At 34.6% G+C, this 22,982-nt stretch carries 24 protein-coding genes and 1 pseudogene; 17 read left to right on the forward strand and 8 right to left on the reverse strand.

The features are described from left to right. Positions 1 to 43: 43 nt before the first annotated feature. Together RM542_RS01590 and RM542_RS01595 are read right to left on the reverse strand one after the other, a co-directional pair. Positions 44 to 352: an antibiotic biosynthesis monooxygenase gene (locus RM542_RS01590; RefSeq protein ID WP_311383954.1), complete on the reverse strand. Its 309-nt coding sequence runs from the start codon at positions 350 to 352 to the stop codon at positions 44 to 46. Further along, the gene (locus RM542_RS01595) at positions 352 to 708 is read right to left on the reverse strand and encodes a hypothetical protein (RefSeq protein ID WP_311383955.1); all 357 of its coding nucleotides are present in this window, start codon (positions 706 to 708) and stop codon (positions 352 to 354) included. Before RM542_RS01595 ends, RM542_RS01590 begins: the two co-directional genes overlap by 1 nt. Before the next feature lie 90 nt (positions 709 to 798). Here RM542_RS01595 and RM542_RS01600 point away from each other — a divergent pair, with 90 nt between their 5' ends. The 5 genes from RM542_RS01600 to RM542_RS01620 all read left to right on the forward strand — a co-directional run bounded on the left by RM542_RS01600 (position 799) and on the right by RM542_RS01620 (position 4,728). Next, positions 799 to 1,305, forward strand: a complete 507-nt coding sequence (locus tag RM542_RS01600; protein WP_311383956.1) for a CvpA family protein — start codon at positions 799 to 801, stop codon at positions 1,303 to 1,305. A 285-nt stretch (positions 1,306 to 1,590) separates the two neighbouring features. Then, positions 1,591 to 2,085: a CAP domain-containing protein gene (locus tag RM542_RS01605; RefSeq protein ID WP_311383957.1), complete on the forward strand. Its 495-nt coding sequence runs from the start codon at positions 1,591 to 1,593 to the stop codon at positions 2,083 to 2,085. A gap of 127 nt (positions 2,086 to 2,212) precedes the next feature. Further along, positions 2,213 to 2,752 carry a 3-hydroxyanthranilate 3,4-dioxygenase gene (locus RM542_RS01610; RefSeq protein ID WP_311383958.1) on the forward strand — a complete coding sequence of 180 codons (540 nt, stop codon included), beginning with the start codon at positions 2,213 to 2,215 and terminating at the stop codon, positions 2,750 to 2,752. A 5-nt stretch (positions 2,753 to 2,757) separates the two neighbouring features. After that, positions 2,758 to 3,132 (forward strand): DUF1304 domain-containing protein, encoded by a 375-nt coding sequence (locus tag RM542_RS01615; protein WP_311383959.1) that lies wholly within the window; start codon positions 2,758 to 2,760, stop codon positions 3,130 to 3,132. A 42-nt stretch (positions 3,133 to 3,174) separates the two neighbouring features. Then, entirely contained in the window at positions 3,175 to 4,728 is a 1,554-nt protein-coding gene (locus tag RM542_RS01620; protein WP_311383960.1) for an aldehyde dehydrogenase family protein, read from the forward strand. A gap of 3 nt (positions 4,729 to 4,731) precedes the next feature. Here the strand turns inward: RM542_RS01620 and RM542_RS01625 are convergent, their stop codons facing one another. After that, positions 4,732 to 5,688 carry a sugar phosphate isomerase/epimerase family protein gene (locus RM542_RS01625; RefSeq protein ID WP_311383961.1) on the reverse strand — a complete coding sequence of 319 codons (957 nt, stop codon included), beginning with the start codon at positions 5,686 to 5,688 and terminating at the stop codon, positions 4,732 to 4,734. Positions 5,689 to 6,100: 412 nt separating this feature from the next. Here RM542_RS01625 and RM542_RS01630 point away from each other — a divergent pair, with 412 nt between their 5' ends. Both RM542_RS01630 and RM542_RS01635 read left to right on the forward strand, forming a co-directional pair. Then, positions 6,101 to 7,012 carry an OmpA family protein gene (locus tag RM542_RS01630; protein WP_311383962.1) on the forward strand — a complete coding sequence of 304 codons (912 nt, stop codon included), beginning with the start codon at positions 6,101 to 6,103 and terminating at the stop codon, positions 7,010 to 7,012. A gap of 24 nt (positions 7,013 to 7,036) precedes the next feature. Then, positions 7,037 to 7,594, forward strand: coding sequence for a hypothetical protein (locus tag RM542_RS01635; protein WP_311383963.1), 558 nt, complete (start codon positions 7,037 to 7,039; stop codon positions 7,592 to 7,594). A 61-nt stretch (positions 7,595 to 7,655) separates the two neighbouring features. Here the strand turns inward: RM542_RS01635 and RM542_RS01640 are convergent, their stop codons facing one another. Together RM542_RS01640 and RM542_RS01645 are read right to left on the reverse strand one after the other, a co-directional pair. Continuing rightward, complete coding sequence (locus RM542_RS01640) at positions 7,656 to 8,651, reverse strand: acyl-ACP desaturase (RefSeq protein ID WP_311383964.1); 996 nt, start codon at positions 8,649 to 8,651, stop codon at positions 7,656 to 7,658. Between the two features lie 56 nt (positions 8,652 to 8,707). Then, the gene (locus RM542_RS01645; protein ID WP_311383965.1) at positions 8,708 to 9,433 is read right to left on the reverse strand and encodes a metallophosphoesterase; all 726 of its coding nucleotides are present in this window, start codon (positions 9,431 to 9,433) and stop codon (positions 8,708 to 8,710) included. Positions 9,434 to 9,575: 142 nt separating this feature from the next. Between RM542_RS01645 and RM542_RS01650 the strand changes: the two genes are divergently transcribed. Further along, entirely contained in the window at positions 9,576 to 10,520 is a 945-nt protein-coding gene (locus tag RM542_RS01650) for a carbohydrate kinase (RefSeq protein ID WP_311383966.1), read from the forward strand. An 80-nt stretch (positions 10,521 to 10,600) separates the two neighbouring features. On the opposite strand, the gene RM542_RS01655 is transcribed toward RM542_RS01650, so the two are convergent. From RM542_RS01655 to RM542_RS01665, 3 genes are read right to left on the reverse strand one after another with little or no spacing between them, the layout of a single operon-like run. After that, entirely contained in the window at positions 10,601 to 11,737 is a 1,137-nt protein-coding gene (locus tag RM542_RS01655; protein WP_311383967.1) for an ATP-binding protein, read from the reverse strand. Beyond that, on the reverse strand, positions 11,734 to 12,489 hold the full coding sequence (locus RM542_RS01660; RefSeq protein ID WP_311383968.1) for an SDR family NAD(P)-dependent oxidoreductase: 756 nt from the start codon (positions 12,487 to 12,489) through the stop codon (positions 11,734 to 11,736). The genes RM542_RS01655 and RM542_RS01660 overlap by 4 nt, the downstream gene beginning before the upstream one ends. Positions 12,490 to 12,498: 9 nt before the next feature. Then, a complete protein-coding gene (locus RM542_RS01665; protein ID WP_311383969.1) occupies positions 12,499 to 13,371 on the reverse strand; it encodes an aldo/keto reductase in 873 nt (290 codons plus the stop codon). A gap of 158 nt (positions 13,372 to 13,529) precedes the next feature. Between RM542_RS01665 and RM542_RS01670 the strand changes: the two genes are divergently transcribed. The 9 genes and pseudogenes from RM542_RS01670 to RM542_RS01710 all read left to right on the forward strand — a co-directional run bounded on the left by RM542_RS01670 (position 13,530) and on the right by RM542_RS01710 (position 22,957). Next, positions 13,530 to 14,531, forward strand: coding sequence for a MoxR family ATPase (locus RM542_RS01670; protein ID WP_311383970.1), 1,002 nt, complete (start codon positions 13,530 to 13,532; stop codon positions 14,529 to 14,531). Between the two features lie 75 nt (positions 14,532 to 14,606). After that, positions 14,607 to 15,473, forward strand: coding sequence for a DUF58 domain-containing protein (locus RM542_RS01675; protein ID WP_311383971.1), 867 nt, complete (start codon positions 14,607 to 14,609; stop codon positions 15,471 to 15,473). Then, positions 15,474 to 17,135 (forward strand): BatD family protein, encoded by a 1,662-nt coding sequence (locus tag RM542_RS01680; protein ID WP_311383972.1) that lies wholly within the window; start codon positions 15,474 to 15,476, stop codon positions 17,133 to 17,135. Then, positions 17,135 to 18,136, forward strand: coding sequence for a VWA domain-containing protein (locus tag RM542_RS01685; RefSeq protein ID WP_311383973.1), 1,002 nt, complete (start codon positions 17,135 to 17,137; stop codon positions 18,134 to 18,136). The genes RM542_RS01680 and RM542_RS01685 overlap by 1 nt, the downstream gene beginning before the upstream one ends. A 4-nt stretch (positions 18,137 to 18,140) precedes the next feature. Next, positions 18,141 to 19,184 carry a VWA domain-containing protein gene (locus tag RM542_RS01690; protein ID WP_311383974.1) on the forward strand — a complete coding sequence of 348 codons (1,044 nt, stop codon included), beginning with the start codon at positions 18,141 to 18,143 and terminating at the stop codon, positions 19,182 to 19,184. Next, positions 19,177 to 19,623: pseudogene (locus tag RM542_RS14860) on the forward strand (tetratricopeptide repeat protein); the annotation flags it as partial. The gene RM542_RS01690 and the pseudogene RM542_RS14860, both read left to right, overlap by 8 nt. Positions 19,624 to 20,057: 434 nt before the next feature. Beyond that, positions 20,058 to 21,839, forward strand: a complete 1,782-nt coding sequence (locus RM542_RS01700) for a BatD family protein (RefSeq protein ID WP_311383976.1) — start codon at positions 20,058 to 20,060, stop codon at positions 21,837 to 21,839. Then, positions 21,836 to 22,594, forward strand: coding sequence for a tetratricopeptide repeat protein (locus RM542_RS01705; protein ID WP_311383977.1), 759 nt, complete (start codon positions 21,836 to 21,838; stop codon positions 22,592 to 22,594). Before RM542_RS01700 ends, RM542_RS01705 begins: the two co-directional genes overlap by 4 nt. Before the next feature lie 57 nt (positions 22,595 to 22,651). Then, entirely contained in the window at positions 22,652 to 22,957 is a 306-nt protein-coding gene (locus tag RM542_RS01710) for a hypothetical protein (RefSeq protein WP_311383978.1), read from the forward strand. Positions 22,958 to 22,982 lie beyond the last annotated feature (25 nt).

Raw genomic sequence — 22,982 nt, forward strand, 5'->3', positions numbered from 1 at the left:
TGCCTCATGGAATTATGGTTTTGTAAAAAAGAAAATATGTAAATTAAATTGTGAACTCATATTCCCGTTCTACTCGACAAATACGAACCTTGTACCAAGAATACCAAGCTGTTTTCCCCTTGGTCTGGGCCACTTGATGGTCCACGTTAGCCTTCCAATTGCTAATTGCCTCTAAACTTTGCCAATAACTTATGGCAATACCTAAACCATCACGAGCTGTTTCAAAATCAAGAAATCCATCCTGTTTTCTCGCTAAACTTTCCATAGTTATGGCCATTTCAGCGTAACCATTATCGCCTTCAGTTCTTTTGTTAGTAAAGATTACAGCGTAATACGGCTTTTTGAGTTCCATTAGTTTATAAATTCTTTTTCGACAAAATAATTTACAATTGCTTCCTTCATTAAAACTGTCTGTTCACCAGCTTTTAATGGTGGCAATTCCTCTTTGACAGTATAGTGCGGCCAACCGTCATCATCAAAAAAATCAAATTCGTAATATCCATAAGGTTCTAACAATCTACAAATAGCAATATGCATCAAGTTGACTTTTTCGTCTTTCTTATACTTACGCTGGTACTGTCCGAGTTCTTGTACACCAACCAAATAAATTATGGCGTCTAATTCTAAAGGGTCTCCATCTGAAAATTTTAGGGATAGCTTCTCAACCAATAGTTGCCAGCGCTCTTTTAAAACAATATCTCTTGCCATAGGTAACAAAGATACTACTCAAGCTTCACTATTAAAATCGTGCTATTTTAATGTTGTTTTGTAACTACTATATTTGTTCAAACCATTAGCATGAGTTTTATTGACATTGTTTTAGGCATTCTTTTGATTTGGGGACTATATAAAGGACTAAAAAATGGGCTCTTTGTTGAGCTCGCTTCTTTGGTCGCATTAATAGCTGGTATTTATGGTTCTATACATTTCTCATACATTGCAAGTGATTATCTTTCAGAAAATATGGATTGGAATGATCGCTATATTAAAATTGCTTCATTTTTGATTACCTTCATCGCTATTGTCTTAATAGTGAATCTAGCTGGTAAGTTCTTAACCAAAATTGCAGATTTTGCTATGCTTGGTCTTTTGAACAAAATCGCGGGCGCTATTTTTGGCGCGCTTAAAGTTGCTGTAATACTCGGGGCTTTACTTATTTTCTTTGAAAAGGCTACTTCTTCCTTCAACTTTGTAAATGAAGAAACTCAAACAGACTCCATTCTGTATAAACCCATTCGTGATATTGGCGACTTTGTCTTTAGCACAGTTTTAAAAGAAAAGCCAAATACCACTTCTGAAGAGTAATCTTTTCCCACTAGCCGTTATTTTTCTACCACTTACCCAAGTCCATTTTTAACATTCTTCGACTAATGGTTATTAGAGCACGTCGAACGGTAAAAAATCATTCGAAATACCACTTTCTTCGATGAAATGATACCTGTATTTAGTCGATAAACCCTTAATATACGTGATTTTACAGATTGTCGAATAAAAAGTGCTTCTTGAAGAATTTTTGAGGTCTTGCTCATGACTGGATATACTTTAGCCAAACAAATCAGAAAGAAAACAAAACCTTTTTAAACCAATTACATGAAATTATTTTACTCTACAATGTTCGTTTTTGCTCTAGTATTTACATCTTGTAGCACGTCTTCAGTTCAAGACGATGAATCGCTTTTTGAAAATGGGGCTGAGGAGATTGAAGTAACTTTAACAGAAGCAGAGACGGAACTTTTTAATATCGTAAATACCTATAGAAGTTCAAATGGAATGAGCGAATTGGTTTTTAGTAACAATACCTACAAATATGCTCAGGAGCATACCCAGTTTATGATCGTTGAAGATGAAATTAGCCATGATAATTTTAGTGTAAGAGCTTCAAAAATTGCACAAGAAACAAGCGCAACACATATTGCGGAAAACGTAGCTAAAAATTATCCAGAGGCAGCAATGGCTTTACAGGGTTGGTTAGAGAGTGATTCTCATAAAAATACCATCGAAGGAGACTTTACCCATACTGCCATAAGTATCAAAGAAAATTCAGAAGGAAAATTATTTTACACCCAAATTTTCTTCAAGAAATAAAATTAGATTCGATTTTATATTAAGTGTTTTAATAAGTATTATAATGGTTTAGAAAAGGCTCACAGCAATGTGGGCCTTTTTCTATTTCGGTTGATTGCAAGAGGTTTTGTAACTTTCAAAAAAAACAATGTTAATTAAAGCTCCTTTCAATCTCAATACTTGGATTGAAGAAAATAGAGAATCACTCAAACCTCCAGTGGGTAATAAAAACCTTTATAAAGATGCTGGAGATTACATTGTTATGATTGTTGCTGGGCCTAATGCACGCAAAGACTATCATTACAACGAAACAGAAGAATTGTTCTATCAACTCGAAGGAAATATTGAAGTACATATTCAAGAAAATGGAAAGAAGAAAACCATGCAATTAGGTCCGGGAGATATGTACCTACATCCGGCCAAGGTACCTCACTCTCCAGTGCGACATGAAGGTTCCATTGGTTTGGTTATTGAACGCAAACGAAACCATATGAATGTTGATGATGGATTACTTTGGTTTTGTGATAATTGTAATCATAAATTGTACGAGGCCTATTTTACTTTACATGACATTGAAAAAGACTTTTTAAGTCATTTTGAACATTTTTATGGGTCAAAAGAATTGAGAACCTGTGATAATTGTAATACCATTATGCCCGTTGATAAACGTTTTATTGCTAAAAACTAATGCTTATGCTACTCATTGCTAAAATAATAACGGCCTTAGTTGCCATTTTACACCTATATTTTTTATGGTTAGAAATGTTTGCATGGACAACAAAAGCCAGAAAAGTATTTAAAAATTTCCCTCAAGATTTGTTTGAACCTACAAAGTCTATGGCTGCTAACCAAGGATTATATAACGGTTTTTTAGCCGCTGGTTTAATTTGGTCATTACTTATTCAAGATTCAGTTTGGCAATTTTATATTGCTTTGTTTTTTCTGTCGTGCGTAGCTGTGGCAGGAATTTATGGTGCAATGTCAGTTTCAAAAAAAATATTTACAATTCAAGCAATGCCTGCTTTGATAGGTATTGTTTTGCTTTTAGCTACCCTTTATTCTTCGTAGTTTTGTGAAAAATCTAACAATACCGCTTTAAAAAGTTATAAAATGTCAAAAATCGCTTCAGCTTTTGGATTGGATACTGCCTTAAAACAACTAGGCTTAAAAGAAATCAATAATGGAACTTCAACGGGTATAACTAATTTTGGTTCAGGTGAACTAATTTCTTCCTTTTCCCCAGTTGATGGCGAATTAATAGGTAAAGTAAAAGCTACTACCAAAGACGAGTATGAAAAAGTGATGTCTGCAGCGTCTGCGGCCTTTACAGATTGGAAAACCAAGCCGGCCCCTCTTAGAGGAGAAATTGTTAGACAGTTTGGTGAAAAGCTAAGAGAATTGAAAGAACCTTTAGGTAAGTTAGTTTCTTATGAAATGGGCAAATCGTACCAAGAAGGCTTAGGTGAAGTGCAAGAAATGATTGATATCTGTGATTTTGCCGTTGGTTTATCAAGACAGTTACATGGCTTAACTATGCATTCAGAAAGACCTGGACATCGCATGTACGAACAGTATCACCCCTTAGGTATTGTAGGTATTATTTCCGCGTTCAATTTTCCTGTTGCTGTTTGGGCTTGGAATACTGCCTTGGCATGGGTAAGCGGCGATGTTTGTGTTTGGAAGCCCTCTGAGAAAACTCCGTTGTGCGGTGTTGCATGTCAAAATATTATAGCGGAAGTATTAAAACAAAATAACTTGCCAGAAGGAATCTCATGTTTAATTAACGGAGATTACGAAGTAGGGGAAATGATGACCAATGATAAAAGAGTGCCTTTAGTTTCGGCAACAGGCTCTATTAGAATGGGAAAAATAGTTGCTCAAGCTGTTGCTGCTCGTTTAGGGAAATCGTTATTAGAACTTGGCGGCAATAATGCCATTATTGTTACCCCTGATGCCGATATAAAAATGACTGTTATTGGAGCTGTTTTTGGAGCTGTGGGTACCGCTGGTCAAAGATGTACCTCTACTAGAAGATTAATAGTTCATGAATCTATGTATGATCAAGTCAAGAGCAGTGTTGTTGATGCTTATAAACAACTACGTATTGGCAATCCATTAGATGAGAACAATCATGTAGGTCCACTAATTGATACCGACGCTGTTGCAATGTATAACGCTTCATTAAAGAGTGTGGTAAAAGAAGGTGGTAAAGTTTTAGTTGAAGGCCAAGTATTATCGGGAGAAGGTTATGAAAGCGGATGCTATGTGAAACCGGCAATTGTCGAGGCAGATAATTCATATGAAACAGTACAAGAAGAAACCTTTGCACCTATCCTTTATTTACTTAAATATTCTGGTGAAGTGGAAAATGCTATTGCACAACAAAATGGTGTAGTTCAAGGATTATCTTCGGCAATCATGACGAATAACCTGCGTGAAGCTGAACGTTTTCTATCTGCTTCAGGAAGTGATTGTGGTATAGCTAATGTCAACATTGGTACTTCGGGAGCTGAAATTGGTGGTGCTTTTGGTGGTGAAAAAGAAACTGGTGGTGGTCGTGAAAGTGGTTCTGACGCCTGGAAAGTTTACATGCGCAGACAGACTAATACGATAAATTACACTACAGAACTTCCTTTAGCCCAAGGAATAAAATTTGATTTGTAAACCTTAAATGAGCTCTCTTAAGTTTTTATACGAGTTTTTCAAGGTTTTTTCAGGTTCAGGAGCTATATCACGCTCTAAGAAGAAATGTTCTACTCCTGATGCTTTTGCCTGTGCAATAATTCCTTTAATATCATAAACTCCATCACCTGGATCACTCATCAAAGGAAAACCAGCCATCCATTGGTCAGGTGTTTGTCCGTCACCTTTAAAGCGAAATTCTTTCGTAGCATCCTTGATATGCAAGGCCTTATAGCTTAATGGGTATTTCTTCAAATAATCAATTGGGTTTGCACCTGCAGCCTGCATCCAAAAAATATCTAGTTCAAATTTGACAAATTCTGAATTTACATTCTCCAATAAAAAATTCATTGGTATTTTTCCGTCAAGCTCCATATGCTCATAGCCGTGATTATGGTAGACAAATTGAATATTATATGCTGCCATCTTTTCGCCAAAGGAATTAAATTCTTCAACAAATCTTTTATAATTATCAAGTGAGCTCTTTTCCTCTTGAATAGCAGGTAAAACCAAATATTTTGTGTCTAATTTAGAAACTTCATCCAGCATTTTTTCTAAACCATGACGAAGTGTATCCATATCAGTATGCATGGATGGAGATTTTAAATTGAAGTCTTTTAACAAACCAGCTGTTTCTTCTATAGTATTTCCATAAAAAGCATCATTAGTTATGCCCAACATTGGCTTAATTTGATTCCAACTATCTTTTGCACTTTGTACGCTAAAAGGGTATGGTCCAAAAAATTCAACCTCTTGATAACCCAATTCACTTATCAATTGTAATGATCCTTTCAAATCAGTATCAACCATTTTAGGAATAGTAAATAATTGTACACCAAGTGTAGTATTATTTAATAAGGTTGAAAAGCTCTTTAATGAAGGGTTCATTGCTAATGCTCCAACACCTAACAAACCATTTTTTAGGGCCTTTCTTCTATTCATATTTCAAATTTAATTGGTTAAGTAAGATAATAATAAAACTTACTTTTTGTCTTTCAAAAAAGAAAAAACCGCTGTCCAACGCAAGAACAACGGCTTTTAAAACCAACTTAACTAACTCAAACTAAAGTTTGAAAAACCATTCTCAATGCCGGAACTTTGTCGGGAGAGAACGGGTATATTATCTTTTGAATGCAATTTCAGTATTAATCATCTAACAAAAAATAAGACTATTATAAGTGGTACTAAATAATGTATAACTGGTCGTATTTTTCATCCTAATGAAGTAACAAAACTGATTCTATTTGTGTAAACTGTTTCATAATCCATTGGTTACGAACAATTTCCTTGTCATATTTTAACTTTTTTAACTAATTTTTAATACTTTGTGCCTCAAACACTAATACTATTAAAAATGACAAAAAACCTACCCTATTTACTAGGTATGATTATTACCATTTTAATAGGAACCTTTTTCTATTTTACCTATTGCAGCGATTGCCGTTTGGCAACAGCTGAAACCGAACAGGTGCAAGAAGAAATAATTCCTGTTAAAGAACCTGAACCCACTTCATTTCCTTTTTCAGTAAAAGATGGCGAATACGCATTTGATGTGAATGATAATTTCAATTTTGATTTGTCTTCATCCAGCGTTCTTATGCCGCTTTCAGAAAATGTAAGTAATGGAGTTGAAAGTTTAAAGTCTTATTTGTTAGAAAATAACAATAAGGTTATTAACATTACTGGATTGTATCGCAGCGATGAAGACAACCCTTCAGCTTTCCCTAATCTTGGATTAGCACGAGCAAATGCTGTAAAGAACTATTTAGTTGCAAACGGCATTCCATCAGTGCAAACGAGCATCTTTGGCAAACTCATGGATGAGCTCTTACCATTAGATAATACACTATTGGGGCCTATCACTTATGAAATCGAGGAGGGTAACGAAAACGCTGGCGAAGCATTAGAAGCGTTGCATGATGAGATTATTGCTAATCCATTAGTTCTCTATTTTCAAACCGGACAAGCTGCCATCAATTTAACCACAGAGCAACGACAAAAGGTTGCGAACATTTCTTCTTATTTAGATAAAGTAGAAGGTGCATCTTGTAAAGTGGTTGGACATACTGATAATACTGGCAACAGAATTACAAACATTGGCCTAGGCCAAGAACGTGCAGATTTTGCTAAGGCTTATCTTGTTTCAAACGGTATTTCTGCTGATAAAATTAATACCTCTTCACAAGGCCCTGACTCACCAATTGCGACAAACGCAACAGAAGAAGGAAGGTCTAAAAACCGAAGAACTGTAGTAACACTTAACTAATAATAACATTTAAAAACAATAAAAATGAATTTTGATAATATTTGGTGCTGGTTAATTCCGCTTTTAGTAGGGGCAATTTGTGGTCTCTTAGGTTACCTTTGGGGTAAAAGTAAAAGAGAAGTAATTGATAATTCGGCGGAGCTTAAAGTACTTGAAGATAAAAATACCAAACTTAGAGCTGATTTAGATGCTTGTACTAAAAAGTTAACGGCTAAGCCTGTTACAAAAGCGGCCAAACCTTCTAAACCTAAAGTTGCATCTTCAATAGCGGCCACCGCTATAGCTTTTGATGCTGCCGGAGCAAAAGCTGCTTTTGGAAAGAAGATAAAACAAGACGACCTTAAAATTGTAGAAGGAATTGGACCTAAAATTGAAGGTCTTTTTCACAATTTTGGAATAAAAACGTGGCAGGCACTTTCAGAAACAAAAGTTGCTAAGTGTCAAGAAGTTTTAAATTCTGGTGGTAAACGCTATCAAATGCATGATCCTGCTTCATGGCCAATGCAGGCGAAAATGGCATTTAAAGGGGATTGGAAAAAACTAGCCAAATGGCAAGATGAACATAAAGCAGGTAAATTATAAATATTCCAAATTTAAATAACCATCAAAAAAACCGGTTTCAAATGAAACCGGTTTTTATCTTTTATAACATTCCGTTAGCCTCTACCCACTTAAACCTATATTGGTCTTCATTAAACTGCATACGCTCAGAAATTCGTTGTAGTCTATCTGGAAGCTTCATTAAATAATCTCGAGCTTTTTCGGCTTGTTCTGAAAGTGCAGTGACATTACCTATATCCCAATAGGTATTCAGTTTTCTTAGAATATCAACATAGTCTTGAGCGGTATAAACTCCTAAACGTTGAGCACAATTAGAGAACAATTCAAATGCCGAACTTATTTCACTCCCTGATTCTCTTAAAAAGTGTGCAGGCATAACAATTTTCTTTTTCATCATATCAGCAAAAGCCAGCATCATTCCATTTGGATCTTGTCCAAAAATCGTTTTTACAAACTCGCGATAAGCTAAATGATGTCGCATTTCATCGCCTGCAATTATCGTACACATCTTACCTAGCAAGGTATTGCCCTTTTTCTTAGCCATTTGACCTACACGTTTGTGCGATATATTAGTAGCTAGTTCTTGAAATGTAGTATATATAAAGTTCTTATAGGGGTCTCTATCCGTCCCTATATCAAAACCATCTGCGATTAAATGCTGCGTGGTTATTTCAATTTCGCGCATATTAACTCTTCCTGATAGATAAAGGTATTTATTAAGAACATCACCATGTCTATTCTCTTCAGCAGTCCATGCTCGAACCCATTTAGACCATCCATTGTCTTTCCCTGAATGTTGGTCAACCCCTTCAACGTCCATCAGCCAAGACTCATAGGTAGGCAAGGCTTCTTCCGTTATAGTATCAGCTACCAACGTAACCCAAAAGTCATATCCTAGTTCTTTTGATTCCTCACGAATTTGTTCAACTTCATCAAAAAAAGTATCCTCTTGTGAATTAGGTAAAAAATCGGTGGGCTGCCAAATTTTTTCTATCGGCACCAAAAAGTCATTCATAAAACCTTGAACTTTTGGTTCAATAGCTTGCATTACTTCTAAACGTATATTCTTCAACGACATGAATAGCGAATTTAGGTAAAGGTCATTATTATTATTCGAAATCGAATCGTTTAGACTCAGTTTCTTCCTTTTTCACCTGGGTAAAAGCTTTCAACAGCATCACTCTGCCAAAATTCTTTTGTATCTACATCCATAGCAGTTAATGAACCTTTAAAAGCTGCACCAGTATCAACATTCCAAACATTAGCCCCATTTTGTGGTATTGCTTTACCCGTTTTTGATATAGGTGTGTGACCAATAAAAATTTCTAGGTAATTCGATAGTCTTTTAGGGTAATTTTTATCTCTAGGTTGAAGCCCTGGATTAATTGCTTTTGCAAGTTCCCATAGTGTTCTATCCCAATAAAATAATTCATTAAAAAACTCGTATTCTATTCCTTTAAGATTTGTAAACCCAGCGTGAAGATATAACCTGTTTTCTTTGTCAACGTAAGTGTTTTTTAATGACTCATAAAACGCTATATGCGCATCCCAATGCTGCTTTCCGGCTTTAAGATATGAATCTCTTGTAGCGGCACCCCCATGTGCTAACCATGTCGAATTTTCTTCTCCGGTCAACATCCAGTCTTTACATAGTTCATCATGATTGCCACGAATAAAGGTGCATCGATGTGTTTTGTCTAAATCAATTAGAAAATTGACTGTTTCAAAAGCGTCACTCCAAGAATCTACGTAATCCCCTAAAAAAATAAGATGGTCATTCGTAGTTACCTCAGCTCTTACCAATAGTTGTTCTAATGCTTTTAAGCCAGAATGAATATCACCTACTACCAATTTCCTCATTTCAGATTTTTTAACAATATTAAAAACAATAATGTTTTTATCATGAAAAATTTGGGTTAAGAAATAAATACTCATTTCAGATATAATTTGGACAGGGAATGTAATTCTATGTACCTTGCCTATTCATTTTAACCTTCATCTCATGACCCGAGTTTTTTGTATCGGTGAACTTCTAATTGATTTCGTGGCTGAAAATCAAGGTAATGACCTTTCAAAAGCAATTAATTTTACAAAAAAAGCCGGTGGAGCTCCTGCCAACGTTGCTTGTGCCATATCAAAACTTGGTGGTAAAAGTTCTTTTATTGGTTGTGTTGGTAAAGACCCCTTTGGTTCTTTTTTATTAGATGTTCTTAAAAATGAAAATGTTGATATTTCTAAGTCTCAACGTGCTAATACTTTTACAACATTAGCATTTGTTTCTTTGGCTGAAGATGGTGAAAGAGACTTTGTTTTTAGTAGAGGAGCAGATAGAGAATTAAAGTATGATTCGTCAATTAAAAAAGATTTTGACAGAAACATGATTCATTTAGGAGCTGCCACTGCAATGTTAGGAGGTGGTCTTGAAGAAGCATATGGACATTATTTTTTTGATGCTCTAACGAAAGATGCTTTTATAAGTTTTGATCCTAATTTTAGAACTGATCTTTGGAAGGACAATGAAGCTGTGTTTATAAAAAAATGCATGCCTTATGTAGAGAAATCACATTTATGCAAGTTTAGTTTAGAAGAAGCTTTTTTGCTGTCAGGAAAAGATACTGTAAAAGAAGCCTGCGAAGTTTTACATAAAGCAGGCGCAAAAATTATTACTATTACTTTAGGTAAAGAAGGCACTTTTGTAAGTACTGACAATATGCAACATACAGTGCCAAGCATAAAAGTTTCTCCTGTTGATACTACCGGTGCTGGCGATGCTTTTATTGGTTGTTTACTTTACCAAATCTCGCAACTTTCGAATTTTAATATGGTTTTTAATGATGATGAGTTGTTAATGAAAATGGTTGAAAAAGCAAATAAAGCCGGAGCCATAACTACGACCAATTACGGGGCCATCATAGCTCTACCTACATTAGCACAATTAGAAGATTGAACTTTATTCCAGTTTCAACTATAGCTTTGATAAATTAGTTTACTAATGCATAAATTTGAACTCTTCTGATTCAAAAAATACTAACTGTATCTAACCTTTCTCAAAACCCTTAATGACTCTTTCAAAGATTGATAAACATGTCTATCTGTTTTTTTTAAAATTGACCTTGCCGACTCCATAAGTTCTTTAGCTTCTTCAAATCCATTTAAGTAACAAATAAGATAGGTGTCTGGCAAAAATTCTAAGTCAACTCTTTCAGCTGGTGTCAATCTAATATTATTCTCTAGCTTTTGTAAGAGCGCATTATTGGCATTGAAAATATGATACAATGTTTTCTTATCATATTGGGGTGGTTCAAAGAGAAGTTCGCTATTAATAGCATAATTACCATTATCAGAGAATGTTATCGTTACTTCTTCTAATGGAAAATACTTTTGTTGTTTGCTCAAACCAAGTTGAACATATTCTAAAATAGTAAATGAGTCATCATCATAATTAATGGTAATCTCATCTAAAGCAGAATAGAATAATTTTACTTGTTCATTTATAAGTTCGATATCTACACGAGAATAATAAGTTTCACTCTTGACTTTCTTTTCATGTCCTGCCCAACATAACACGAACTGTTCTTTAAAAACTTTATAATTACTAGTTAGATTAGAATGTCTATTATTCAAAAAATCGATCACGCCATCTAGCGTTAACTCAATATTATTACGAGCGTGTTGCTCAATTGTTGCAACTTTATCAGAATTTATATCTTCTAACTTAATATCAAATGCCTTTGGCAAACTAATACTACCTTCTCTAAAGAAAACAGCTCCCCCATAATATTTCCAGATGTTTTTTCTTAATGCGCATACTTTTCCGTTAGATGTTATTGTAACTAAACCAACAACTTTACCTTCGGGTAAATCAGGAAAAGGAATATTCTCATAAGAAATTTTTGGTGGGTTATCTAGGTAGGCATTAACCAGGTTTTGGATTTTACTATCGTCAAAAAAATCTACTCCAACAATCTTGTTGTCTTCATCTTCAACGCCGACAACTATGAATGAATTATTCTTAGGGTTACTGTTTGCCAATGCACAAACATGTTTTAAAAATTTAGCCTTTCCCTCTTTTTCTCCAATAGCAATAAATCGCTTTTTGTCATAAAAACTGTTCTCATCGTTATGAGCAAGTAAGTTTTTAACCAAAAGGCGTTTATTAATCATAAATTTTTCTTCACAATCGTAGAACTTGCTTGGGCTGTTGACATTACTACCAAATCAGCAATGTTAACATGGTAAGGTCTTGTGACCACAAAACGAATAATATCAGCAATATCTTCAGGCTTGAGCGGCTGATAACCTTGATACACTTTTTCTGCGCGATTTGAATCTCCTTTAAAACGTACTTCACTAAATTCTGTTTCAACAAGACCAGGATTAATAGCCCCTACGCGAATACCATATTCATTTAAATCAATTCGCATTCCTTGATTGATAGCATCAACAGCATATTTACTTGCGCAATACACATTTCCTTTTGGATAAACCTCTTTACCAGCAGTTGAACCAATATTGATAATATGCCCTGATTTTCGTTCTACCATTTGGGGTAGAATTGCCTTTGAAACATACAGTAATCCTTTGACATTAATATCAAGCATGGCATCCCAATCGTCAAGATTTCCTTCATTTATTGGGTCAAGACCATGAGCATTCCCCGCATTATTTATCAAAATATCGATACTTTCAAATACACCTGACAAAGATGCTATAGCATCAAAAACACCTTTTCTGTCACGTACATCAAAATTTAATGTCTCCACTTTTGTTACCGCACCTAGTTGTTTTTTTAGGGCATCTAAGCGTTCTTGACGGCGACCACAAAGTATCAAATTTATACCATGCTTAGCCAATAATTCGGCGGTTGCTTTTCCAATACCACTACTTGCTCCAGTTATTAAAGCTGTTTTTGACATACTATATTTTTAAGGTATTGGTTCTCCTTTGCTAGCTTCGAGGAGTTTAAACCAATCTTTTAATTCTAAATTAATATTAACTGCTTCAATGGAACTTTTTAAGCGCTCTTTGGTAGCAGTTCCAACTACAGGATGAACAGCAGACGGATGTTTTAAAATAAACGCAAGTAATAGTTGACTTTCGTCAGCATTATATTTGTCTTTTAACTCGTTCATTACCCCTTTAATTCTAGAGTTTTGTTCATTTTCTTCTCTAAAATAATTACCTAAAGGACTCCATGACATTGCCATTCTATTTTTTGCCATACAATCATTAAATGTACCATCATACATCGGGTCATCGTGTGTCAATGAAAACTCTACTTGATTAGCCCCTACATGAATTGCGGTATCTAACATTTGAATTTGAGCAGGTGTGAAATTAGAAACACCAAACTGTTTAATTTTACCCTCATCTAGCAATTTTTGAATTCCTTTTATAATTTCTGTTGGATTCATTAAAGGACTAGGTCGATGAAGTAAGAATAAATCAATGTAATCGGTTTGAAGATTTTTTAGCGACTGCTCTGCGGACCAAATAATATAGTCGGCATCATATTGGTAATGCGCCACTTGGTTATCTCTGCAATGACCCATTTGAATTCCGCATTTTGTAATTATCTGTAAATCAATACGTTTAACGCCGCTTTGTTTCAACGCTTTTCCAAAATCAGCTTCTGTGCCATAATCTCCGTAAATATCAGCGTGGTCAAAGGTGTGAATCCCTGTTTCTAGACAATAGTTTATTAGCCCTTCTATTTCATTTGTTGGTAGTTTTTTACCCCAACTGCCCCAAGTCATCGTTCCAGCAATTATTTTAGAGTATTTCTGTGTATTTTGCATAAGTGGTGAAAATATAAAATTAATACCTTAAACTCTTCACAAAACTAGGGCTCACGCCGTTTTTTTAACCAATAATTAACAGCCCATTTTTAAATAAATTTTCATTTTGCACTTTGTTAAAATTCTAAATAAAAAAATAAGGCATTACAATATTTCCTATGGAAGAAAATACTACGATTGATATTAGTGCGGTAAACGAAAAAATTGCAAAAGAAAGCGCTTTTATTGACCTGCTTACTATTGAAATGAATAAGGCTATTGTTGGTCAAAACCATATGATTGAAAGATTGCTCATTGGCTTGTTAGGTCAAGGACATATTCTATTAGAGGGTGTCCCTGGATTAGCAAAAACACTAGCAATTAACACCTTGGCTAAGGCAGTGAAAGGTAGTTTTAGTAGAATTCAGTTTACTCCAGACTTATTACCTGCAGATGTTGTAGGTACTATGATTTATAACATAAAAGAGAATGACTTTTCTATAAAGAAAGGCCCTATTTTCGCCAATTTCGTTCTAGCAGATGAGATTAATCGAGCTCCAGCAAAAGTACAATCGGCCTTACTAGAGGCTATGCAAGAAAAGCAAGTTACAATAGGAGATGAGACTTTTAAATTGACTCCTCCATTCTTGGTAATGGCAACTCAAAACCCGGTTGAACAAGAAGGAACTTATCCATTACCAGAAGCTCAGGTTGACCGTTTCATGCTAAAAACAGTTATCGATTATCCAAAATTGAACGAAGAACAAATGATTATGAGGCAGAATCTAAAAGGTAGTTTAGAGCCCATAAAACCAGTTGTTACCGTAAAACAAATTCTTAGCGCACAAAAAGCAGTTCGTGAAGTGTACATGGATGAAAAAATAGAAAAATATATTCTTGATATAGTTTTTGCTACTAGGTATCCAGAAAAATACAATTTAGAACATTTAAAAAACCTCATCAGTTTTGGTGCTTCACCAAGAGGAAGTATCAATCTCGCAAACGCTTCAAAATGCTATGCATTTATAAAAAGAAGAGGTTACGTAATTCCTGAAGATGTTCGCGCCGTAGTACATGATGTTTTACGCCACAGAATAGGTATTACTTATGAGGCAGAAGCAGAAAATGTTACCTCTGAAGAAATCATAAACAAAATTGTAAACGAGGTTGAGGTGCCTTAGAAATTGTTGTTTAATCAACTAGTATCATTCCAAATAATAACCAACTGCTATTACCGATTACTTTTCATTGATTAAATGGATACAAAAGAGTTACTAAAAAAAGTACGCAAAATTGAGATTAAGACAAGAAGATTGTCTGATCATATTTTTGGTGGTGAATATCACTCAACCTTTAAAGGTAGAGGTATGACTTTTAGTGAAGTACGTCAATATCAATTTGGTGATGATGTTCGTTCCATTGACTGGAATGTAACTGCTAGGTATAATGAGCCATATGTAAAAGTGTTTGAAGAAGAACGTGAATTAACCATGATGTTGATGGTTGATGTTAGTGGTTCTGAATTATTTGGAACAACCAATCAATTCAAAAAAGAAATCATTACAGAAATTTCGGCAACGTTAGCTTTTTCAGCAATGCAGAATAATGACAAAGTAGGGCTTATTCTTTTTTCTAATGAAGTAGAACTTTTTATCCCACCTAAAAAAGGAAAAAGTCATGTACTTCGTATCATTCGAGAATTATTAGAATTTGTACCTCGGAGCCATGAGACTAATATTTCTGAGGCATTTAAATTTCTAAGAAATGTGATGAAAAAGAAAGCTATTGTATTCATGCTTTCTGATTTTATTGCTGAAGGTTATGATAACACTCTTCGAATAGCTGGTAATAAGCATGACGTTACCGGAATTCGTATTTATGATGAAAAAGAAGAATACATTCCGAACTTAGGAATGATTCAGGTTCAGGATGCTGAAACTGGAGGGATTCAGTTAGTAAATACCAGTTCTAAAAAAGTACGACATGAATATTGGAAATATCATTTAGAACGTGTAGACTATTTTAATGACGCTTTTGCGAAATCTGGGAGTGGAGTTTTAAGTTGTAGAGTAGATGAAAGCTACGTGAAAAAATTGTTGGGGTATTTTAAACGAAGAGGATAAATGAGAGTTGTAGGTTTCAAATTAATAATCCAAGGCCATTCTCGATTAATTAGTCGAGGATTGACCTTTGCTTTTTTTCTGCTTTCATTTGTCAGTTTTACCCAAGCCCAATCCACAGTAAAAGCAAATATTGATTCTACTTCAATAAAAATTGGAGAACAAATTCAATATAAAATTACTGTTGAAACCGACTCACTGAATATTGTTTACTTTCCGGAAGACCAAACCTTCTCTCCATTAGAGATGGTTGAGGCTTTAAAAATTGATACGACAAAAAATAAAGACCGTATAACCCTTCAAAGAATTTATGCGCTTACTCAATTTGATAGTGGCGCCTATACTATACCGCCTCAAAGAATTGCTATCAATGAAGAACCCTTTTTTACTGATTCTTTTCAAATCAAAGTTGCCGACGTTGTTGTTGATACTACCAAACAAAAAATGTTTGATATTAAACCTTTGATTGAAGTGGAAAAAAGCAACGCTAAACTTTTTAAAACTCTATTATGGATTTTTCTTGGTTTGCTTTTTATAGGTGGCTTAGTTTACTGGTTATTTCTCAGAAAAAAACCGTTAACTGAAGAAGAAAAAGTTGCGCTTCTACCTCCATTTGATAGAGCCTTATTACAATTAAAGGAGCTTGAAAATTCAAGGTATCTAATTCAAGATGAATACAAAAAATACTATTCTGAGCTCACAGATATTGTTCGTTCCTATTTAGAGGAAGATGTTCATGTTTCCGCATTAGAAAGTACAACTGATCAATTAATTGAAAAATTAGAGCTCTTAAAAGATGCTGGGGAGCTAACACTAGATGAAAGTACTATTGACCAATTTAAAAAAGTGTTAAGAACAGCAGATTTGGTAAAATTTGCCAAATCAAAACCACCGACGTCAGTAGCAGAGCAGGATAGAAAACTTGTTGAAGATATTGTTGTTAAAACCAAGGAAGCATTGCCCGAACCGACTGTGGAAGATTTGCTGCAAAACGAAGAGTATCTTGAGGAATTAGCAAAGAAAAAACAACGAAAAAGAATTTATTTAGCGGCGGCAATTTTCGCAGGCATTTTATTCATCGGAGCAGCATCTTCCATAGTGTACTACGGTTTTAGTGAAGTAAAAGATACTGTTTTAGGACACCCAACAAAGGAATTACTAGAAAGTGAATGGGTACATAGCACCTACGGGTATCCACCTATTGATATTGCAACGCCAAAAGTCTTACTGCGTCAAGAAATAAAGTTGCCAGAAGAATTAAAAGCCGAAATTGCAGACTTACAAGCCTTTGGTTATAGAAGTTCGTTGGGTTTATTTACAGTAATGACCACGTCTACAACATTTGCTCAAGCTAATGAACCTGATTTTGAAAAACCAATTGAACAATTATTACAAAGCTTTGAAAAACAAGGGGCAAAAAACATTATTACCAAGCAAGAAGAGTTTTTTACCAATGCCGGGGTTAAAGGATTAAAAACTTTTGGTAGTGGTAAATTTAAAGTCCCTGAGTCTTCTGATTTAATTAAGGGAAAATACGCCATTCTTAGTTTTGGTGGCAAAGGGTTTATGCAACAAATAGTCATTACATGGTTGGATGATGATAAGTATGCAGAAAAAATTGTTGAACGTGTATTGACCTCGGTCGATGTAAAAACCCAAAGCTAATGTTTGATAATATAGAATTTGCAAACCCTCAATTTTTCTGGTTATTTCTTTTGTTGCCTTTAGCTATTTTGTGGTACATACTCACTAGAAAAAAACAGCTTGCTTCACTTACAATTTCAACATTGAAAGGTTTTAATGGAAGCCGAATTCTTTCAAAACTGAAGCCTTTACTTTTTGCTTTGCGATTATTAGCCCTTTCTGCTATAATAACTGCTTTAGCAAGGCCGCAAACAGAAGATATTTCAACCAGAACAAAAACTACTAAAGGAATTGATATTGTAATGGCAATTGATGTTTCGTCAAGTATGTTAGCCCAAGATTTAAAACCAAATCGTCTGGCAGCCTTGAAGGAAGTAGCTGCTAATTTTATCAAAAAACGTCCTAATGATAGAATTGGTTTGGTTGCGTATGCAGGAGAAAGTTATACGAAAACCCCAATTACAAGTGACAAATCAATTGTTTTAGGAGCCCTACGAGAAATCACTTATGGTCAACTAGAAGATGGTACGGCCATAGGTATGGGGCTAGCGACGTCGGTTAATAGACTAAAAGAAAGTAAAGCAATAAGCAAAGTTATTATTTTACTTACTGATGGGGTAAATAACTCAGGATTTATTGAGCCACAGACAGCAGCAGACCTTGCAGTTGAATATGATATAAAAACGTACACCATTGGTTTAGGAACAAATGGCAATGCCTTAACACCAATCGCCTACAAACGTGATGGCAAAACTTTTCAATATGGAATGCGGCAAGTCGAAATTGATGAACAACTGTTACAAGATATAGCTGACGTAACAGGTGGGCAATACTTTAGAGCAACGAACAATGATAAGTTAGAAGAAATCTATGATGAAATTAATAAGCTCGAGAAAACAGAAATTGAAGAATTTAAGTATTACAAATACGAAGAAAAGTTTCGCCCTTTGGTTTTCTTAGCAGGATTTTTACTATTGATTGAGTGGGGATTAAGGGCAACATTATTTAAAAGTTTTATATAACAACATGGTTCAATTTGAAGAAAAATTATATTTCTATTTACTAGGTCTTGTACCGGTTTTAGTTTTGCTTTTTCTTTTATTACAGGTTTGGAAGAGAAGTAAACAACGAGAGTTTGCTACTTCTAAACTGCTTAAGCGTCTTGCTCCTAACAAATCTAAATTTAAATCAACCCTTAAGCTTATTGTTCTTTTATTGGGTATTTCATGTTTGGTGGTTGCTCTGGTGAATCCAAAAATTGGAACTAAACTAGAAACTGTGAAACGAGAAGGAGTAGATATTGTATTTGCAGTGGATGTTTCTAAAAGTATGTTAGCTGAAGATATTGCACCCAATAGATTAGAAAAGGCAAAGCGCTTAGTTTCTGAAATAATAAATCAGTTAGCAAGCGACCGTATTGGCATAATTGCTTATGCTGGCCAGGCTTATCCACAGTTACCAATCACTACAGACTATGGTGCAGCAAAAATGTTTTTACAAAGCATGAATACTAATATGCTTTCATCGCAAGGCACAGCAATTAATTCAGCCATCGAATTAGCCTCAACATATTACAATGATGAAGAGCAAACCAATCGCGTATTATTCATTATTTCTGACGGGGAAGATCATTCAGAAGGAAATACCTTAAGCGCTGTAGAAGAAGCAACTCAAAACGGAATTAAAATATTTACCATTGGTGTTGGAAAACCAAAAGGAGCACCGATACCTATTAAGCGTAAAGGTGTTATTGAAAGTCTAAAGAAAAACGCTGAGGGAGAAGTAGTAATAACCAAACTAAATGAACCCGTGCTGTCAGCTATAGCTGATGAAGGTAATGGGGTTTATATAAATGGCGCTAATACGGAAAATGCAGTGGAGTTTATCAAGGAAGAATTGAATAAGATGGATAAAAAAGAATTTGAGGCCAAACAGTTTGCTGAATATAAAGATCAATTTCAGTGGTTTTTAGGCTTGGGACTTTTCTTTTTATTTTTAGATGTTTTCTTGTTAGACAGAAAAACAAAATGGTTGAAAAAGTTAAACCTTTTTAATGAGCATAATGAATAGGAGAAATATAATCTTAGGATTCGTAATACTTTTTGCTGGCTTTATTCAAGCACAGGATGATGAAGACGCCTTAAAGAAAGAAGCTAAAGCGTTTAAAGAATCTAAAAATATTACCTATAACGCTAATGAAACCCTGACTCAAAACGATTTTGTAAATGCTGAGGCGGATTATAGAAGAGCTATTTCTAAAAGTGATAAAAATGCCGCAGCTCCTTATAACTTAGGAAGAGCATATTATAATCGTGAAAGTTTTACAGAAGCCTTTGGCCGTTTTAAACAAGCTGGTGAAAAAGCAGAAGAAAAACCTGTAAAGCATAGAGCATTCCATAATATGGGAAATGTTTTTATGAAAAATGAAGAATATGAAAAAGCTGTTGAGGCCTATAAACAAGCACTACGAAATAACCCAAATGACGAAGAAACACGGTATAATCTTGCTTTAGCCAAAGAAATGCTTAAGAAACAACAAGACGAGCAAAAGAACGACGACAATCAAGACGATAAAAAAGACCAAGACCAAAAAGACGATAAAGACAAAAATCAAGATCAGAATCAAGAAGGGGAGAACGATAAGGATAATGAAGGAGACCAAAAAGATGACGAAAATAAAGACGAGGGTGATGAAGGTGATAAAGGAAAAGAAAAGCCTGAAGAGAATAAAGAGGGCGAAGGTGATGAAAAGAAAGAACAAAAACAAAAGCCTAATGAAGGCGATAAACCTGAAGAAAAGAATAAGCCTAGACCTAATCAACTTTCAAAACAACAGATTCAAAACTTGTTAGAAGCCATGCAAAACGAAGAAAAAAAGGTGCAAGAAAAAATGGAAGCTAAAAAAGTTAAAGGCGCTAAAATTAAAAATGAAAAGGACTGGTAATGCCTAAAGAGTTCTTTAAAAGTATATTAATCTTATTCCCCTTTTTACTTCTGGGTAAGCTTACTATTGCACAAGAACAAAAAGAAGAGGTCACTTTCGAAATAAAACTTAGCAAAGAAAAGCTTGGTTTAAATGAGCGTTTACGAGTAGAATTCACGATGAATAAGGACGGTGATAATTTTAACCCTCCTAGTTTTGAAAACTTTAATGTTATAATGGGGCCTTCACAATCTATAAGTTCATCATGGATTAATGGTAAAAGAAGTTTTGCAAAATCGTACACTTATATATTAAAACCTACCAAACAAGGCACATTTAAGCTGGATCAATCTACTATCGAAATTGATGGTAATACCTATAAAACCTTGCCAAAAACGATTGTGGTAACGGCAGCGGTTGAAAATCCGAATGCCCCAAAAACTGCTAATGATGTTGCCGATGAAAGCTTGCATTTAGTTGCCGAGGTTTCTAAGGGCAATCCATACCTTAATGAGGCTGTTACCGTAGTGTACAAACTTTATATTAGTCCATCTATTTCAGTGACAAATTTCAGACCTGTAGATAGCCCTAAATACAATAATTTCTGGAGTCAAGATATTCCAGTTACTAAATACACCACTAATAATGGCACTTATAAGGGTAAACCCTATCGTAGTGTTGTTCTTAAAAGAGTAGTGCTATATCCTCAAAAATCTGGAAAACTAGACATTGAACCTTTGTCACTCGAAATTTTTGTAGACGTGCCTACAAATAGAAGAGACTTTTTTGGAGGTAAAATATATAGTCAAGCTAACAAAACGGTTTCAGCAGGTCGTCGAACTTTAAATGTACTACCCTTACCTGAGGCCGGAAAACCTGCTGATTTTGGGGGTGCTGTAGGCGAATTTGATTTTTCAGTATCAACGAGTAAAACCGCTTTGAATGCATCTGAATCACTACAAGCAGTTGTAGAAGTAACTGGCAAAGGTAATCTCAAGTTATTTCAACTTCCTAAACCAGATTTACCAAGTGCTTTAGAGGTTTATGAACCTGAGTTTGATGAAAGTGTTAGAACTACAATTTCAGGTATGCAAGGGAAGGTTGCAAACCACTATACGGTTGTACCATCTTTTAGGGGAAAATACCCAATACCTTCAATTTCATTTAGTTACTTTAATCCGAAAACTAAGAAGTATAATACAATTGACTCTGACGAAATCACTATTGATGTGATGGAGGGGCCAACCGATAATCAAATTATAGATAATACTGGTGTTGCTAAAGTAGCCGTTCCAACAAGTAAGCAATTTCATTTTATTAAAGTCAAACCTAATTTGACAAGAATGAATGTTAACTATTTTTTTGGTTCAAACTTATTCTATCTGCTGCTATTAGGTCCTTTATTACTTATTCCAATAGTTATTTTGTTTAGAAAAAAACGCGAAAAAGATGCAGGAAATGTTGAAGGAAATAGGCTGAAGAAAGCAAATAGGTTAGCAAGAAAATACTTGTCAACCGCAAAAAAAGAATTAGGTAATGAAGATAATTTTTATATCGCTCTAGAAAAGGCTTTACATAATTATTTGAAGGCAAAACTTAAGATTGAAACTTCAGAATTTAGCAAAGAAAAAATCACCTCTTTATTAAGTGAGAAAAAGGTATCAGATGAACAAATACAAGACTTTATTGGTCTTTTAAAAAACTGTGAAATGGCACGGTATAGTCCATTTACCGAGGTTCAAATGCAACAGGATTACAATAAGGCAAGTGAAGTAATCTCACGAATAGATAAACAGTTATGAAAACCTATATAGCTATCTTATTTTTTCTAATATCATTCGGCGCTTTTGGCCAGAATAACACCTTGTTTCAACATGCGACTGGGTCATACAATGAAGGTGATTATAAAAAAGCTATAGGATTTTATGAGCAAATTCTAGAAAACAAACAACATTCGTCCGAACTCTATTTTAATTTAGGAAATGCCTACTATAAGCTCGGAGAAATTGGCCCCAGTATTTATTATTATGAAAAAGCGTTATTGCTTAAACCCAATGATGTTGAAATAAAAAACAATTTGAGTTATGCCAATAATATGAAGCTTGATGCTATTGAAGAAATGCCCGAAACGGTTTTAGTCAGTTTTTACAATAGTGTTGTCAATTATTTTTCATTTGAACAATGGGCATATTTAGCTGTTTTTATGGTTTTCTTATTCGTTTTAGGTTATATTATCTACTACTTTTTATATAACGCCACCTACAAACGAATTTCATTTATTGTTAGTGTTCTCGCTATGGTCTTGGCCGTTTTCTCAGTTGTTATGGCTTATTTTCAATTCAATGAATTCAAAAAAGACAATCCTGCCATCATTTTTAGTCGTGAAATTGTAGTGACCTCGGAACCTAATAATCGTAGTGAAAGACTATTCACCCTTCATGAAGGAACCAAAGTAAATGTGCTTGAGCAATTAGGAGACTGGCAAAAAGTTAAAATACCGGATGGACAGACGGGCTGGCTACTCGCAGAAAACTTAAAACTGTTAAAAAAATTTTAAAATAGATTTAACAAGATTCAATAGTTATACTATTATCTTTACTGCTCATTTTTCTAAATGTCAAAGTCTATTACATTTTCGCTAATTTCTTTAATGCTCGTCGTTTCTATTTTAGCGCCGTCAATAGAATCGCTGTGCACTTCTGATAATGACAATGCTTTAGTTATTGATTTCAATGAAGAAGAAAATAATAAGAACGAAACAGAGAAAAAGTTTGATGAAAATGAACTCTTTTTTTCGAACTCAACTCAAAACAGAAGTCTTTATTTAGCTCAGGAGCTTACTAGAAATCAAATTTCACTCCTTCCATATTCAGATATCTCCTCTGAAATTGTATTACCACCACCAAAAGAGGTAATTTAAATCAGGAATCTTTAACCAATTTTTT

The organism is Croceitalea sp. P059 (genome assembly GCF_031846365.1).
Lineage (GTDB): Bacteria > Bacteroidota > Bacteroidia > Flavobacteriales > Flavobacteriaceae > Croceitalea > Croceitalea vernalis.

Bases quoted from the DNA above. Each gene is read 5' to 3' on its own strand.
- RM542_RS01590 (WP_311383954.1), bottom strand. From the start codon at position 352: ATGGAACTCAAAAAGCCGTATTACGCTGTAATCTTTACTAACAAAAGA.
- RM542_RS01595 (WP_311383955.1), bottom strand. From the start codon at position 708: ATGGCAAGAGATATTGTTTTAAAAGAGCGCTGGCAACTATTGGTTGAG.
- RM542_RS01600 (WP_311383956.1), top strand. From the start codon at position 799: ATGAGTTTTATTGACATTGTTTTAGGCATTCTTTTGATTTGGGGACTA.
- RM542_RS01605 (WP_311383957.1), top strand. From the start codon at position 1,591: ATGAAATTATTTTACTCTACAATGTTCGTTTTTGCTCTAGTATTTACA.
- RM542_RS01610 (WP_311383958.1), top strand. From the start codon at position 2,213: ATGTTAATTAAAGCTCCTTTCAATCTCAATACTTGGATTGAAGAAAAT.
- RM542_RS01615 (WP_311383959.1), top strand. From the start codon at position 2,758: ATGCTACTCATTGCTAAAATAATAACGGCCTTAGTTGCCATTTTACAC.
- RM542_RS01620 (WP_311383960.1), top strand. From the start codon at position 3,175: ATGTCAAAAATCGCTTCAGCTTTTGGATTGGATACTGCCTTAAAACAA.
- RM542_RS01625 (WP_311383961.1), bottom strand. From the start codon at position 5,688: ATGAATAGAAGAAAGGCCCTAAAAAATGGTTTGTTAGGTGTTGGAGCA.
- RM542_RS01630 (WP_311383962.1), top strand. From the start codon at position 6,101: ATGACAAAAAACCTACCCTATTTACTAGGTATGATTATTACCATTTTA.
- RM542_RS01635 (WP_311383963.1), top strand. From the start codon at position 7,037: ATGAATTTTGATAATATTTGGTGCTGGTTAATTCCGCTTTTAGTAGGG.
- RM542_RS01640 (WP_311383964.1), bottom strand. From the start codon at position 8,651: ATGTCGTTGAAGAATATACGTTTAGAAGTAATGCAAGCTATTGAACCA.
- RM542_RS01645 (WP_311383965.1), bottom strand. From the start codon at position 9,433: ATGAGGAAATTGGTAGTAGGTGATATTCATTCTGGCTTAAAAGCATTA.
- RM542_RS01650 (WP_311383966.1), top strand. From the start codon at position 9,576: ATGACCCGAGTTTTTTGTATCGGTGAACTTCTAATTGATTTCGTGGCT.
- RM542_RS01655 (WP_311383967.1), bottom strand. From the start codon at position 11,737: ATGATTAATAAACGCCTTTTGGTTAAAAACTTACTTGCTCATAACGAT.
- RM542_RS01660 (WP_311383968.1), bottom strand. From the start codon at position 12,489: ATGTCAAAAACAGCTTTAATAACTGGAGCAAGTAGTGGTATTGGAAAA.
- RM542_RS01665 (WP_311383969.1), bottom strand. From the start codon at position 13,371: ATGCAAAATACACAGAAATACTCTAAAATAATTGCTGGAACGATGACT.
- RM542_RS01670 (WP_311383970.1), top strand. From the start codon at position 13,530: ATGGAAGAAAATACTACGATTGATATTAGTGCGGTAAACGAAAAAATT.
- RM542_RS01675 (WP_311383971.1), top strand. From the start codon at position 14,607: ATGGATACAAAAGAGTTACTAAAAAAAGTACGCAAAATTGAGATTAAG.
- RM542_RS01680 (WP_311383972.1), top strand. From the start codon at position 15,474: ATGAGAGTTGTAGGTTTCAAATTAATAATCCAAGGCCATTCTCGATTA.
- RM542_RS01685 (WP_311383973.1), top strand. From the start codon at position 17,135: ATGTTTGATAATATAGAATTTGCAAACCCTCAATTTTTCTGGTTATTT.
- RM542_RS01690 (WP_311383974.1), top strand. From the start codon at position 18,141: ATGGTTCAATTTGAAGAAAAATTATATTTCTATTTACTAGGTCTTGTA.
- RM542_RS01700 (WP_311383976.1), top strand. From the start codon at position 20,058: ATGCCTAAAGAGTTCTTTAAAAGTATATTAATCTTATTCCCCTTTTTA.
- RM542_RS01705 (WP_311383977.1), top strand. From the start codon at position 21,836: ATGAAAACCTATATAGCTATCTTATTTTTTCTAATATCATTCGGCGCT.
- RM542_RS01710 (WP_311383978.1), top strand. From the start codon at position 22,652: ATGTCAAAGTCTATTACATTTTCGCTAATTTCTTTAATGCTCGTCGTT.